General features: G+C 61.7%; 12 protein-coding genes and 1 tRNA gene. 5 read left to right on the top strand and 8 right to left on the bottom strand.

Features of this window, described 5'->3' with window-relative positions:
• Positions 1-64: 64 nt before the first annotated feature.
• Positions 65-688, bottom strand: a complete 624-nt coding sequence (locus QX010_RS08525; protein WP_316178836.1) for a LysE family translocator — start codon at positions 686-688, stop codon at positions 65-67.
• 943 nt (positions 689-1,631) lie between these two features.
• Between QX010_RS08525 and QX010_RS08520 the strand changes: the two genes are divergently transcribed.
• From QX010_RS08520 to QX010_RS08505, 4 genes are all read left to right on the top strand, one after another.
• Positions 1,632-2,153, top strand: coding sequence for a hypothetical protein (locus QX010_RS08520; RefSeq protein ID WP_316178835.1), 522 nt, complete (start codon positions 1,632-1,634; stop codon positions 2,151-2,153).
• Positions 2,154-2,342: 189 nt separating this feature from the next.
• A complete protein-coding gene (locus QX010_RS08515; protein ID WP_316178833.1) occupies positions 2,343-2,648 on the top strand; it encodes a hypothetical protein in 306 nt (101 codons plus the stop codon).
• Between the two features lie 295 nt (positions 2,649-2,943).
• A complete protein-coding gene (locus QX010_RS08510) occupies positions 2,944-3,345 on the top strand; it encodes a transposase (RefSeq protein ID WP_315802558.1) in 402 nt (133 codons plus the stop codon).
• The gene (locus QX010_RS08505) at positions 3,342-4,199 is read left to right on the top strand and encodes an IS3 family transposase (RefSeq protein ID WP_315802559.1); all 858 of its coding nucleotides are present in this window, start codon (positions 3,342-3,344) and stop codon (positions 4,197-4,199) included. Before QX010_RS08510 ends, QX010_RS08505 begins: the two co-directional genes overlap by 4 nt.
• Before the next feature lie 237 nt (positions 4,200-4,436).
• On the opposite strand, the gene QX010_RS08500 is transcribed toward QX010_RS08505, so the two are convergent.
• The gene (locus tag QX010_RS08500) at positions 4,437-5,504 is read right to left on the bottom strand and encodes a PLAT/LH2 domain-containing protein (protein ID WP_316178832.1); all 1,068 of its coding nucleotides are present in this window, start codon (positions 5,502-5,504) and stop codon (positions 4,437-4,439) included.
• Positions 5,505-6,251: 747 nt separating this feature from the next.
• Here QX010_RS08500 and QX010_RS08495 point away from each other — a divergent pair.
• Complete coding sequence (locus QX010_RS08495; protein ID WP_316178830.1) at positions 6,252-6,557, top strand: hypothetical protein; 306 nt, start codon at positions 6,252-6,254, stop codon at positions 6,555-6,557.
• 721 nt (positions 6,558-7,278) lie between these two features.
• Here the strand turns inward: QX010_RS08495 and QX010_RS08490 are convergent.
• From QX010_RS08490 to QX010_RS08465, 6 genes are all read right to left on the bottom strand, one after another.
• Complete coding sequence (locus QX010_RS08490) at positions 7,279-8,136, bottom strand: IS3 family transposase (protein WP_315802559.1); 858 nt, start codon at positions 8,134-8,136, stop codon at positions 7,279-7,281.
• Positions 8,133-8,534: a transposase gene (locus QX010_RS08485; protein ID WP_315802558.1), complete on the bottom strand. Its 402-nt coding sequence runs from the start codon at positions 8,532-8,534 to the stop codon at positions 8,133-8,135. The genes QX010_RS08490 and QX010_RS08485 overlap by 4 nt, the downstream gene beginning before the upstream one ends.
• Positions 8,535-9,122: 588 nt before the next feature.
• The gene (locus tag QX010_RS08480; RefSeq protein ID WP_315800041.1) at positions 9,123-9,761 is read right to left on the bottom strand and encodes a hypothetical protein; all 639 of its coding nucleotides are present in this window, start codon (positions 9,759-9,761) and stop codon (positions 9,123-9,125) included.
• A gap of 182 nt (positions 9,762-9,943) precedes the next feature.
• A tRNA-Lys gene (locus QX010_RS08475) sits at positions 9,944-10,019 on the bottom strand.
• A 405-nt stretch (positions 10,020-10,424) separates the two neighbouring features.
• Positions 10,425-13,130, bottom strand: coding sequence for a glycosyltransferase (locus QX010_RS08470; protein WP_316178828.1), 2,706 nt, complete (start codon positions 13,128-13,130; stop codon positions 10,425-10,427).
• 368 nt (positions 13,131-13,498) lie between these two features.
• Complete coding sequence (locus QX010_RS08465) at positions 13,499-14,080, bottom strand: beta-1-3, beta-1-6-glucan biosynthesis protein (protein WP_316178826.1); 582 nt, start codon at positions 14,078-14,080, stop codon at positions 13,499-13,501.
• Positions 14,081-14,307: the final 227 nt, after the last annotated feature.

Here is a 14,307-nt window from a genome sequence, read left to right as displayed (position 1 = left end):
CCGGAGCGTGTGGCTGAGGACGTCATTCTCCTACGCGACCCTCTCGCCCCGTCGCGCGGTGCCCTCAGCGCTCCGCCAGCGCCAGCCGCGCACCAAGCAACGCAAAGCCGCCGGCAAAGGCGCGGCGCAGCCAGGTCATGACGCGGGGGCGGCTGACGACGCGGTCGCGCACGGCGGCTGCGAACAGGCCGTAGAGCACGAACACCGCGAACGTCATCGCCATGAATGCCGCCGACAGCTCCAGCATCAGCGCCAGCGGATGCGGCACATCGGCCGCGATGAACTGCGGCAGGAAGGCGAGGAAGAAGATCGACAGTTTTGGATTGAGGATGTTGATCAGGAAGCCGGTCAGCACCACCCGCCCGGCCGAGCGGGCGTCCGGCTTCGCATCGTCCTTCGTCTCGACCGACAGCGCACCGCGCTCGCCCAGCGTCTGCCAGGCCATGTACAGCAGGTAGGCGACGCCGCAATATTTCAGCGCCGCAAACGCCAGCGCGCTGGTGTGCAGCACGGCGGCAAGCCCGACGATCGCGGCCAGCATCGCCGGAAGGATGCCGAGCGTGCAGCCGAACGCGGCGGCGATGCTCATCCGCGATCCCTTGGTCAGCGCCACCGCCAGCGTATACAGCACGCCGGTGCCGGGCGAGACGACCACGATCAGCGAGGTCAGCAGGAAGGCGGTGGACATTGGCGGTCTCCCAGGTTCGCGGCCTTCCAGGCAAAAGGCGATCGGCGCGCTTCACGTCGGCTCCATCATTCCACGGCATAGCGGCGGACGATAGCCAAGCGCGGGACACGGCTCGGTGACGAAACGATCGGCGGGCAGGGGGCGTGCACATCCATCGTCGCGACGCGGTTCGCGTCCGAGCTTTGCGAGATCGTTCGCCCTCATCAAACAGAGGGCGCGGGGAATGCCGGGTGAGGGCCTCACCCATGGCCCGCCTGCAGAAGAAAAAGCAGGCGGCAGTCACCACAGGTTCAGCCGGATCAACCCGGCATTCCCCGCGCGATGATCTTCACGCTTATACGCGATCTCCCCGGTGTCCGGCTTGATAGCCACCGTCGCCCGTGGGGGTCATCATCCCCCAGGACTTGGCGCCAGCTTCGGGGCGCCAGGACCACGCGATTTCACGTCCGCAAGGAGCCGTTCGTCCGCGCGCTATCCAAGCACGCTGCGACCCGCCTGCGGCCACCGCTCCCCGCGCCCAACGTCCGTGACGATCGCGATCCGCCCCTCTCGAGGAGCACGGGATGGGGACAGTCAATCATGAGTTTCGGAAAAAGGGAAGAGGAATATTTTTGCGCCGATGACTGGACAGGGGTGATCGTCTTGAGCGGCCTGCTGAAATAAGTTTCGCCGCGCATCCTCACGGCTCATGCTGCCGGCAAGCGCAGCGCCGTCGCGCCATGATCCGGTTTCTGCGCCGTGAGGACCTCCCGGACACTGCAACCTGTGCGGGTACTGAACGCATCGCCCTGCCAACGACCTGCTTGATGCCGGGGACGGCAACGGCTGTGTCCTGCCCGCAACGTGGTCGGTTTTTGATAGTTCCACCATTCCCCTCGAGGTTGCGGCTATTGTTCCCCAGATCGGCCCCTGCTACCGCTACTCAACGACAGTTGGGGATGCCGTGGGGGCTCAAATGAAGTGTTTGCGTTGGCCTGCCGGCTGGCTGGCCATCCTTGGAGTCACGTGTCTTGGCGGGTGTGCTGCGCCGCTTGCGGTCAACAATGTAACCGACATCAGGTCGACGACGGGCAGCCGAGGGATCGACGTCTACGAGGCGAAGCGCCGGACCGATCCGAGCGTGCCCGAGTTCGCGGGCGACCAGCTCGTGGAAGTGCGGACGTTTCACAATCCCGGCGGGGGAGGCGAGGTCGAGATGGCCGGAGCGTCCTGCTCACTGGAAGCCTCCGGCTTCACGGCGACCATGACGAGCCCCGCGAAGGTGCGCGTACCGCTCTATCGCGGACAGTCGAGCACGCTGGCCGTGTCCTGCCAAAAGCCTGGCTATCAGAAGCGGATGATCACGGTCGCGCCGATCGATGCGACGCGCCAGGCTCGTCTGGCCAGCGGCATCAATGGCGGCATCCTCGGTGCGGTCATCGTGGCAGGTATCGATGCCGCCGCCGACAACACGAAGAACGACTGACGCTATCCCGTCGCGAAGGTCGTGCTGGAGGCCGATCCCCCGGGGTAGGTGGTGGACGGATCTTTTGGCATGGCGGTGAATGCAGTTGCGGTGACCGTGCACTTAGCTCGTTCGATCGATCGCCTGTCGAGATCACGGGTTCGGGGGACGATAGCGCCGGCCACAACTTCAACGTCGGAGTCGAATGTCATGAGAGCCCTCGCGCTGATCCCCCTGATCGCATGCCTCGCCGGCTGCGGGATGGTCGACGCCGTTCAAAACGGACTTGCCTACAGCCGGGCTGTCGAAGCCGACCTCCTCGCCGAAACCGGCGTGCGTCCCGCAGTCGGCTTCAACTGGAACAACGGCACGCTGACGTCGGTCATGGTGACCTTCCCCAAGCTCTACACCGCCAAGCCGCTGCCCGAGCTGTCGGAGAAGGTCCGGGCCGCGGTGATCAAGGAATTCAAGCAGAGCCCGAAGCAGCTGGTGCTTGGGTTTGCGGTGAATGGGTGAGGGGCCAAGGCAGTGCGGCCGCGCTACCTGACGTCGATGAAAGTTTAGTGCACTGTCACCGTAATTCCCGGCATCGACGCCGCCGCCGACAACACGAAGAACGACTGGCGCTATCCCGTCGCGAAGGTCGTGCTGGAGGCCGATCCCTCCGGCAGGTAGTGGACGAGTCTTTCGTTACTGGCGGTCAGTGCACTCAATCAATCGAGGCACGGAAACGATGTCCAGTTTAGTTCACTGGACTGCACCCCTCAAGTGAGACACGATAATTTCAGTGACAGGCATTCGAGGATGACCTGTGGCAGTACGAGGAAAGATCCGTCAGTTTCCGACGGCTTACAAATTGAAGGCAATCAAGCGTGTCGAGCGGGGCGAAGGCGTTCTGCCCGTCGCCCGTGATCTCGGCATTGCGCGGAAGCTTCTGCACGAGTGGATCAAGGCCTGGAAGGCGGAGGGGCCGGAGGGGTTGAACCGCAAGCGCGGCCCCAAGCCTGGCCCCCGCAAGCTGAAGCCTGTGGCGACCTATGACGACAAGCGCTCGGCGCTAACGCAGGCGAAGGCGCGGATCGCCGAGCTGGAACGGCTGGTCGGCCGGCAACAGATGGACCTCGATTTTTTTCGGCAAGCCTTGCGCGCTCTGGAGCGGCCGGCCGCGCAAGGCAAACCCGCCCCCGCATCATCGAAGTCATCCAAAGCATGACAGCGGAGACTGCCGAATCGCACGCTCACGTGCAACACCTCTGCGCGCTCGCAGGCCTTCCTCGCGCGACGTACTATCGCTATCTCAACAGGCGCAGCCGCGAAGAGGCCGAGTGTGAGCTGCGTGACCAGCTCCAGCGCATTTGCCTCAAGCATCCTTTCTACGGCTATCGACGGGTAACGGCCATGCTTCGCCGTCGGGGGATGGTCGTCAATGCCAAGAAAGTCCTGCGATTCATGCGTCAGGACAATCTCCTCGCCCAGCGCAAGACGCCGTTCCTGAAGCCGCCGACGGAACGGCCGACGAGCGTGATCGTCGTGCCGAATCTGATCCGCGGCCTGGCGCCGTCCGCACCCGATCAGATCTGGGTCGCGGACATCACTTATGTCCACCTCGCCAGGACATTCGCCTATCTCGCCGTCATTCTCGACGGCTTCTCACGCAAGGCGGTCGGCTGGGCCTTTGAAAACACGCTCGACGCCTCGCTTGCCGTAGCCGCGCTAGACAACGCGCTCAAAGCCCGCAATCCGAAGCCCGGCAGTCTGATCCACCACTCCGACCGCGGCGTGCAATACGCCTCGATCGCCTATCGCCAGCGCCTTGCCGATCGCGAGATCAAGATCAGCATGAGCAGCCCCGGCAATCCCTACGACAACGCCAAGGCCGAAAGCTTCATGAAGACGCTGAAAGCCGAGGAGATCAACGGCAAGACATTCGCCGACCTCAACGACGCTCGGCGGCGGATCAACAGCTTCATCGCCGAGATCTACAACAAAGAGCGGCTACACTCGGCGCTCGGCTATCGATCTCCCCTTGAGTTCGAAGCCGCCTTCACGCAAAACAACACGCGATGAACTTCACCCTCTGTCACTGAAATTATCGTGTCTCACTTGAGGGGTGCAGTCCAGCACTGTCACCGTAATCCCCAGGTATCTCACTTACCGCTCGGGACTCCTTTCTTCCTTTTTTCTTTGCCCCGATTCTTCACGAAGAGAAGTTGGGAGCCCCTTGCGCATGACTTACCAGATCACACCTATCGTTTCGTCAAGACGTACGTGAAACATCACGCCAGCATCCGGCCATATTCAGATTCAGCGGTGCTTTATGATCTGTAGTTGGGTTGACAGCGGTTTGGCTCTCGGGATGACCGCGAGCCGCGCGGGTGATAACAATACTTTTTTCATCTCTTCTCGGGCCCGCGCTATGGAGACCGCGTTGACTGGCTTCTTGAGGGACTTGTGCCCAAATCGAAAGTTCATCGCTTGACCGGATGGATGCGGTTCAACTGGCGCCCCAGCAATGTAGCCGAGAAAATTTACGACCTCTTGTCGTACTTGTGCATCGGTTAACACGCCTGAGTAGACGTACGGATCCGCTGTCACGGCGAACTTGTTTTCCGTGGGGACCGAGATACCGCACATCGCCGCACTGACGGTGAATACGTTCTGATAGTACAGGGCAATTGTGGTTATTGCCTGCCCCGGCGCAAGGTCGGCGTCGTAGAGCATTCTATGTGTGAACTTGTCCAGAGTGGTCACGTCGAAATTTTGAAACATTGCCTCTGTGATCTTCCCCTCAAACGACGAGCCGATGCCGAAGAAGCTTGCGGACAGTGACGCGCCTGTGGTTGTCGAAACACTTTGGCCGACGTGAACGCTTAACCCTGCGGAGTACTCGTAGTCGAATTCATCCGCAAAATGGACGGTGGATGGTCCGTCGTTGCGTTTGCGTTTAACGAGGTAGGTTAGATACCTGTTCTCGGTAGCCTCGCCAGAAAATGCAGGACTCGGTAACAGAACGTCCCTCGTAACATCAATTGACCCATCGCCCTCAGTCTTAGCCAGCCAGCGGTTGTAGTTCGCTTGTACTTCAAACCCAAGATCCGGGTATTTTATCTTTACGTAGTCAACAAACCATCCCGGATGCTGCTTGGCGTTATCATGATGCAGGCGAATCTTGTTGATCCAACCAACATCGTTGTCTCTAATCTTAAAGAAGTCGGTCTGCCCCCTCACAAAGTCGTTAACGTTTGGATTGTCCAATTTGTGATCGCCGCTCACACCCATCGTGCCCATCATTTGGAGATAGACATGCGCATCCGTGCCCGCATGATCACAATCGCCTGTGCGGATCTCTACAACGTATTGTCGTGTCGACATAGGACACCTCGTACTAGTTGGAGTTGAGGCCCCCTTAATTATTCACTCATGAATTGCATGCTCGCTCCTTGACGGAGATCAAAGTGATAGTTCATCGCAAGATCTATCCGGCTCGAGTAGGGATGTCGTTGGCGCGGGTGCCGTTTTGACAATAGCCAAAAAAGGAGCTGGCTTGCGCTGGATGGAACAGCCGCTACTACTATGCTGTATCTGATTTGTAATGCTTGGCGCGATAGCAGCAATTTTCGCTCTAATCGGCATTCTCGAATTACGGTGACAATGCACAAAACCAGCGCTGTCGGATCTCCGCACGACGCGTTGTCAGGTATCTATCACGGTTGATGATCGGGCTCCCTGCGCCTCGGCAACGTCAGCCGCGCCTTGATCTCCTCAATCGACCCCGGCGTGAAATCCCAGCAGTCGACGCCGACGTCGCAGCATTGGCTGTCGCCAGGAGGCGGGGATTACGGTGACAGTGCACTAAAGTTGGTGACGAAGGGACATTCAATTTGGTGCACTGTCACCGTAATCAATGGCGGTGAATGCAGTTGCGGTGACCGTGCACTTAGCTCGTTCGATCGATCGCCTGTCGAGATCAAAGGTTCGAGGGGACGCTAGTGCCGGCCACAATTGCAGAACGGTCGGTGAGCGCACGCTACGGCGGACTGCCGGTGGCACAGAGGCCATCAACCGCGGGAAATTTGAGCTGAGAGCTCGTTAAGGATTTCAACGTCGGAGTCGAATGTCATGAGAGCTCTCGCGCTGATCCCACTGATCGCCTGCCTCGCTGGCTGCGGGATGGTCGACGCCGTCCAGAACGGATTGGCCTACAGCCGAGCCGTCGAAGCCGACCTCCTCGCCGAAACCGGCGTCAAGCCCGCCGTCGGCTTCAACTGGAACAACGGCACCCTGACGTCGGTGATGGTGACCTTTCCGAAGCTCTACACCGACAAGCCGCTGCCAGAGTTGGCGAAGAAGGTCCGGGCCGCGGTGCTCAAGGAGTTCAAGCAGAGCCCGCGGCAGCTGGTGCTTGGGTTCGCGGTAAGTGGGTGAGGGCAGCGCGGCTGCTTCAACTGATGTCCATGGGAATTTCGTGCACTGTCACCGTAACTCCGTAACTCCGCAAGCTCCAGCTTGGCGCGTTCGGACGCGAAGACCTCCATCGGCGTTTGAAAGCCGAGATAGGCCCTCGGGATTAAGGTGACAGTGCACGAAAGTCAGTGACGGAGGGACGTTCAATTTGGTGCACTGTCACCGTAATCCCTAAACACTCTGAAGGAATGTGGTTTCCTGGTGCGATCGAAGTGAACCACTTGACCTATCTTAATAGTAATTGCGGCATGTAGTGCATCTTTGAATCGGTTGCTGGCCAAAAGTGGGTAGAAACGATGTTTGTCATGATGCGATCGGCGTCTATGGTACTGATACCATTACTGACCTTGGCTTTCGCGCTTCCAGCATCGGCCGCCTCGAGCCGGAGGAGTAAGAGTTCTGCCCAAGCCGTGTCGTGTGAAATGTGCACAAGATACTGCGACGTGATCCAATGCAATTGGGTCGGTACGAACTGTATAAGCACCTACGTGATACAGGTTCCGTGCGGCACGTATTCGTGTCATTGCCACCTAAAGAAATAGTTCTTCTCATCTATGAGTTTTACCGGCCGCCGATCGTATTTGAGGGCGAGGGGGCTCAGTTTTTTTGCGAGGTTACGGTGACAGTGCTGGACTGCACCCCTCAAGTGAGACACGATAATTTCAGTGACAGAGGGTGAAGTTCATCGCGTGTTGTTTTGCGTGAAGGCGGCTTCGAACTCAAGGGGAGATCGATAGCCGAGCGCCGAGTGTAGCCGCTCTTTGTTGTAGATCTCGGCGATGAAGCTGTTGATCCGCCGCCGAGCGTCGTTGAGGTCGGCGAATGTCTTGCCGTTGATCTCCTCGGCTTTCAGCGTCTTCATGAAGCTTTCGGCCTTGGCGTTGTCGTAGGGATTGCCGGGGCTGCTCATGCTGATCTTGATCTCGCGATCGGCAAGGCGCTGGCGATAGGCGATCGAGGCGTATTGCACGCCGCGGTCGGAGTGGTGGATCAGACTGCCGGGCTTCGGATTGCGGGCTTTGAGCGCGTTGTCTAGCGCGGCTACGGCAAGCGAGGCGTCGAGCGTGTTTTCAAAGGCCCAGCCGACCGCCTTGCGTGAGAAGCCGTCGAGAATGACGGCGAGATAGGCGAATGTCCTGGCGAGGTGGACATAAGTGATGTCCGCGACCCAGATCTGATCGGGTGCGGACGGCGCCAGGCCGCGGATCAGATTCGGCACGACGATCACGCTCGTCGGCCGTTCCGTCGGCGGCTTCAGGAACGGCGTCTTGCGCTGGGCGAGGAGATTGTCCTGACGCATGAATCGCAGGACTTTCTTGGCATTGACGACCATCCCCCGACGGCGAAGCATGGCCGTTACCCGTCGATAGCCGTAGAAAGGATGCTTGAGGCAAATGCGCTGGAGCTGGTCACGCAGCTCACACTCGGCCTCTTCGCGGCTGCGCCTGTTGAGATAGCGATAGTACGTCGCGCGAGGAAGGCCTGCGAGCGCGCAGAGGTGTTGCACGTGAGCGTGCGATTCGGCAGTCTCCGCTGTCATGCTTTGGATGACTTCGATGATGCGGGGGCGGGTTTGCCTTGCGCGGCCGGCCGCTCCAGAGCGCGCAAGGCTTGCCGAAAAAAATCGAGGTCCATCTGTTGCCGGCCGACCAGCCGTTCCAGCTCGGCGATCCGCGCCTTCGCCTGCGTTAGCGCCGAGCGCTTGTCGTCATAGGTCGCCACAGGCTTCAGCTTGCGGGGGCCAGGCTTGGGGCCGCGCTTGCGGTTCAACCCCTCCGGCCCCTCCGCCTTCCAGGCCTTGATCCACTCGTGCAGAAGCTTCCGCGCAATGCCGAGATCACGGGCGACGGGCAGAACGCCTTCGCCCCGCTCGACACGCTTGATTGCCTTCAATTTGTAAGCCGTCGGAAACTGACGGATCTTTCCTCGTACTGCCACAGGTCATCCTCGAATGCCTGTCACTGAAATTATCGTGTCTCACTTGAGGGGTGCAGTCCAGCACTGTCACCGTAATCTCCTAGGCTTCAGTGCAGAAGTGAATAGAGGCCGTCGGGAGGTTACCTTTAGGCGGGCAACGCCCTAGGTGATAATTGAGGTGGCCTTGATGGCCACCTGCGAATAGATGAATGCCGGGATCATCGCAACCGTCGCACATGAACTGTCTCTCCCTCGTCTACATTGATGATCGTGAAATCACACACGACCACATCTGAGGGCGCAAGCCACAAAGCAGAATCCACTGTGTCTGCAGGGTCAACCTTCCACATGCTGCCGTCTTCGAGCTTTAGGATTTGCCCGTCAGCAAGCACTTCCTCTATCCAATGACCGTCCTCGCAGGCGAATGCGTGACCAAGCGTCCCGGCGAGTAGGAACAATGCAGTTGGGTAGATGCGTATCATAGACGCTCCCTTTCCTCACCAGTTCCGGTCCAAATGGTTAGCCTAGACGGCTTTGAAGATCGCAAATGAAGTTTGCTCAATTGCGTCGGTCAGGCAATCGGTCAGTCGTGAACGGCACGGCACCCGATTAACTTGATGATCCGATAATGCTCTTGCGCTGCAGGTCGTCGAAAATTGCAGCAACTGAGCTGGAAGCGTTTGCGCCGTCGCCGACGAAGAGAAGACCGCCGGCATTGACCTGACCATTGCCGACCCAGAGAGTCCGGCCGGTGCTTGCCTCCAGAAGCCGGGCCGTAAACGTGGTCTGACGTCTGTAGCGGTAGGTCGGAGTGGCGGTGGCGACCATCGTGCCAGACGTTGTGCCATTCATGGATATGGTCGAGGTGTTGCCGAACGTATTGACGGTCCCGCTCGCGCTGGATGTTCCGGAGTATTGGCCCGAGAAGATCGTCCCGGCGTATTGTTGCTGCACACCGCTATCGCCCACGCCGATGACCAGGACGCCTTCGATGGCGTCGCGCGCAAGGCCCTGTTGGACTTCGGCGTTGGTGTAGGTCCGTGTTGGAGGAAACAGCATCAGCGCGTCGTCAGCGACTACGCCGCGTTTCCGGGCCTCCTCAGCGATGTTGGCCTGAATGCTTGATACGAGGGGGCCGGGTCCGGAGACATAAGCGACCATGCGGCCGATCGGTTTTGTCGGCAGTTGTCGGTCTGCATATCCCTGCATTGACGTCGTGATGCAGCCCGACAAGGCAATGGCGGCCAACACAACGCCGACGACTGTTCTTGCCCAACTCATCGAAGCGCCCCGCAAAAAAATCTGCAACGCCCGATTGTGCCTTGGATTCAGTAAGCACGCCAGCAGGCATGTGGACAAACTGGTCGTCCAAGCGATCCGGCAACAATGATCGACGATCTCTCGTAGGTAGAGCAGTATTGATCTGATCTTGGTGAGCGCGCCGGGACTCGAACCCGGGACCCCATGATTAAAAGTCACGTGCTCTACCGGCTGAGCTACGCGCTCGCTCCCAAGGAAGCGGTGTGACGGCTGGACCGTCACTGTCCGGATCGTCGGCAGGTGACCATCAGAACGCTGAAGGCGTGGCTGTGGTTCACTGCGGTGCGGGAACGGGGTGGATAAACCCCGACCTTGGGCCGCATGCTGTCGTGGGCGCTGTGTAGGGGGTGGGTGCGGTCGGGTCAATAGGGCGGAAGGGGCAAACCACAGCGGGGTCGGATCATGGCGGACGCGTCAGCGGCCCGATCGAACGCAATTTGAGGCACGTCATGCCCGGGCTTGTCCTGGGCATCCACGTCTGACGTCTTGCGCTGCCATTCCGACGTGGATGGCCGGGACAAGCCCGGGCATGACGGTGTGTGGGGGAGCAGCCGGGCAAAAGCGACGTCCGCGCGCCCGCCGGTCTCGGACCTACACCTTCTCCGTCACCTTCGTCGCCGCCGCGCTCAGCGGCGCCGGCTGCATCCCCGGACCCGCCAGCTCCGGCACCCAGACCGGGCGCAGGCCGATCAGCTCGGCGGTGCGGACGGTGGCGTGGCGCCAGAACTCGAAGGAGTTGATGCGGGACATCTCCAGCAGCGCGATCGCGACCGCGGACAGGAACGGCAGGCTCTCCAGGATCAGGACGGCGGCGAAGATGTAGAGCTCGGTGATCTGCAACGTGTTGGTCACGATCAGGATGGTGGCGCCGATCAGGAGCAGGGCGCCGATCACGGCCTCCCAGAACGCCTGGAACTCGATCGACATCCGCGACAGGCCGCCCTTGGAGGTGCGGGCGAATGCCAGGTGCTCGGTGATCAGGCCCTGCGCCACGGCGCGGCTGACGGTCCATTGCACTGACATCGCCGCGACCATCGCGCCCAGCATCTGCCACGGCTTCACCGCCACCCGCAGCCGGTAGAGGATCAGGAAGTGGGCGAGCGAGACCACGAAGGCGGCGAGGATCGGGATGGTCAGGATCTTGTCGGGGATGGCGATGCCGGCGAAGGCGACGATCGGCGTCCAGATCAGGTTGAGGATCGCGACCACGACGCCGAGGCTCTCGGCGCCCAGCCAGTTGAGCCAGCCGAGCGAGAACTCGCGCTTCTGGTCCGCCGTCAGCCGGCTCCTGCCCGGCAGGAAGCGCTGCCAGTGCTTCTTGACGATCTGGAAGCCGCCATAGGCCCAGCGATGGCGCTGCTTCTTGAACGCCTCGTAGGTGTCGGGCAGCAGGCCCGAGCCGTAGCGGGTGGCGGTGTAGTGGGTCTGCCAGCCGAGCTCCTGGATGGCGAGGCCGAGATCGGTGTCCTCGCAGATCGTGTCGCTCGACCACCCCCCGGCCATGTCCATGGCGGCGCGGCGGATCAGGCACATCGTGCCGTGCACGATGATCGCGTTCTCCTCGTTGCGCTGGACCATGCCGATGTCGAAGAAGCCGGCATACTCGCCGTTCATGATGTAGTGCATCAGCGACAGGTCCTCGTCGCGATGCTCCTGCGGCGCCTGCACCAGGCCGACGGTGGGGTCGGCGAAGGCCGGCACGAGGTCGGAGAGCCAGTCCGGCGTCACGACGTAGTCGGCGTCGATGATGCCGATGATCTCGGCATCGACGGCGGTGCGCTCCATCGCGATGCGCAAGGCGCCGGCCTTGAAGCCCTTGACCTTCTCGGCATTGATGAACTTGAAGCGCTCGCCGAGCATGCGGCAGTGATCCTGGATCGGCTGCCAGAACGCCGGGTCGGGCGTGTTGTTGATGATGCAGACGACCTCGTAGTTCGGGTAGTCGAGCCGCGCCAGCGCATCCAAGGTCTGCTTCATCATCTCGACCGGCTCGAAATAGGCCGGCACGTGGATCGAGACCTTCGGGCAGTAGCCTTGGGGCATGGCGGCGCGGTCGCGCGCGACCTTGTCGCGGGTGAGGAGACGGCGCGGTTCGCGGCCGAAGGCGATCGCGGCGATCTCCTCGATGCGGGCCATCGCGATCAGGATCAGGGGAACCAGCAGGATCAGGCCGAGCGTCAGCGCGAAGGTCGAGCCCCAGACGAAATAGTGCACGTTCCAATAGGCGAAGACGGTGGAGACCCAGGCGCCGACGCCGTGCGCCGTGATGGCGAGCATCATCGCCTGCAGCACGGTCGGCTGGCGCAGCCGCACGATCGGCAAGGACAGGAGCACGCCGACCAGCAGCGCGATGGTCGCGAGCTTCCAATAGTCGGGATTCACGATCGGGCCGGTCCAGGCGAATTTCGCCTCGCGCGCGGCGTTGAGCACGCCCCAATACGGGCCGACGCCGCCTTCGAAATATTTCCAGGGCTGATCGATCGCCTCGACGATGTTGTACTCCATGCCGATCGAGGCGGCCTGGGCGAGGAAATTGCGCAACACCTTGGCCTGCCGGAGCGGGCCCGGCACGGCTGGGCCGCGGCCGTCGCCGCTGCGGCTGTAGCCCTGGCTCGGCCAGCCGAACTCGGCGATCATGATGCGCTTGCCGGTGAACTGCTTCTTCAGGAGCTGATAGCGATCCACCGCCTGATCGACGGCCTGGTCGTCGGTGAAGAACTCCCAATAGGGCAGGACGTGCGCGGCGATGAAGTCGACATTGGCGGCGAGCTCGGGGTTGTCGCGCCAGGTGTTCCAGACGTCGCCGGTGGTGACGGGCACGTTGACCGACTTCTTCACGCGCTTGATCTTCTCGATCAGCTCGTCGACCTTCTGGGTCGCCGTGAGGATGGTCTCGTTGCCGACCACGATGCCGATGACGTTGCTGTTGCGGCGGGCCAGCGTGATGGCCGACTGGATCTCGCGCTCGTTGCGGTCCGGATCCTTGTCGATCCAGGCGCCGAGCATCACCTTCAGGCCCGCCTCGGCGGCCAGCGGCGGCACGATCTCGAGGCCGCCGGTCGAGGAGTAGAGCCGGATCGCGCGCGTGATCGTGGCGAGCTTCTTCATGTCGGCGCGGATGCGCTCCGGCGAGGCCACGGTGTTGGCGCCGGGGGCTCCGGTTCCTTCATGCGGATCGTAAGAGACGCTCTGCAGCAGGCCGGTGAAGTTGGGGGCCTCCTGCTTGTCCTGCAGCAGTCCCCAGAGGGCGGCGTGCACGGCGGTGACGAGGAGCAGGACGGCGACGACGGCACGCATGGGAGGGGCAACCATTCCTAGGATCAAGTCAGCGGTGAAGCGGAGCGGTCGATCGCCGTTCCATCTCGGATATGCGATGCTGCCGGGATCACGTTCGCGGGTGACGTCCGACGACGAACGGCGAAGGCGATCAGTCTCACGCCGTCACAGCCGAAGGCCGCGACGTCATACGTCATCCCAATATGTCATCCCAACAGAGCCCAATCCTGCTGAACGCTGCCTGAACCGGGGCGAGGCTCAGGCGCGCGTCGACGACCTCGATCATATCTCGGCCGTATCCTGCCACGCGATCGGAGCGCTGTCATGCCGCACGCCGCGCATGGCGCCCGGTCGACGGAATCGTGCGTCCTGCCGCCGTCAGGCGCCGGTCACTTCGCCGGAGGCTGCGCGGGCGCCGGCGAGGCCGGGGCGGCGGGCTGCTGCGCCGGCGCCGGCGAAGCCTGCGCGGCCGGGGTCGAGGCCGGGCCCGGCGCCGGCGCCGCAGCCACCTGCGGCTTGGCGTCCGGATTGATCCAGCAGCCGTGGACGTGGTTGTTCAGCGAGTTCGGCACCTTCGGATCGATCTGCGGGATGAAGCGCGTCAGGCAGCGGAAGGCGGCCTGGACGTGGCCGCCCGGGCAACCGAACCGGTCATAGAGATCGAGGTGCCGGAAGGCGGTATCGAGGTCGTCATTGTACATCAGCTGGACGACGCGGCGGCCGAGCCAGACGCATTCGGGATTGCCGGCCGGGCCGCCGCTGAGCGCCTGGGACGCCTCGGTGAATTCGTCGGCCTTGCGCTGGTTCTCCTTCGACACGTCGGCCGGGTTGGCCGCCTGCGGCTTTTGGTCCTGGGGATGGTCGCTGCCGCTCTGGGCGAGCGCGCCGGGGGCGCCGATGAGGAGCACGAGGCCCAGAGCCGCCGACAGGCGCGAAACCGAAAACTTGGAGTGGAGCACGCGTCGACCCATAAATTCCCCGAAATGTTGCCTTCGTGCCGTCCCCTGACGGACGCAGTGTTGATGCCGATCAAATCAGCCCCGATTGCGGCGGGAGATTGATTCCGACTGTCGCAGAGCGTTCCTAACGGGCGCTTGCGCAGGGGTCCAGAACCTGGGTTGCAACGGCCGGGGTCAACCGGGATTCCCAATGACCGGAATCTCGGATTTTGTCCAGCAACGTACCAACTTTCTCGCGT

It is taken from the genome of Bradyrhizobium sp. SZCCHNRI1009, from assembly GCF_032487575.1.
GTDB lineage: Bacteria > Pseudomonadota > Alphaproteobacteria > Rhizobiales > Xanthobacteraceae > Bradyrhizobium.
The sequence above is the reverse complement of the archived record's forward strand: the minus strand, read 5'-3'. Positions and strand labels throughout refer to the sequence as shown.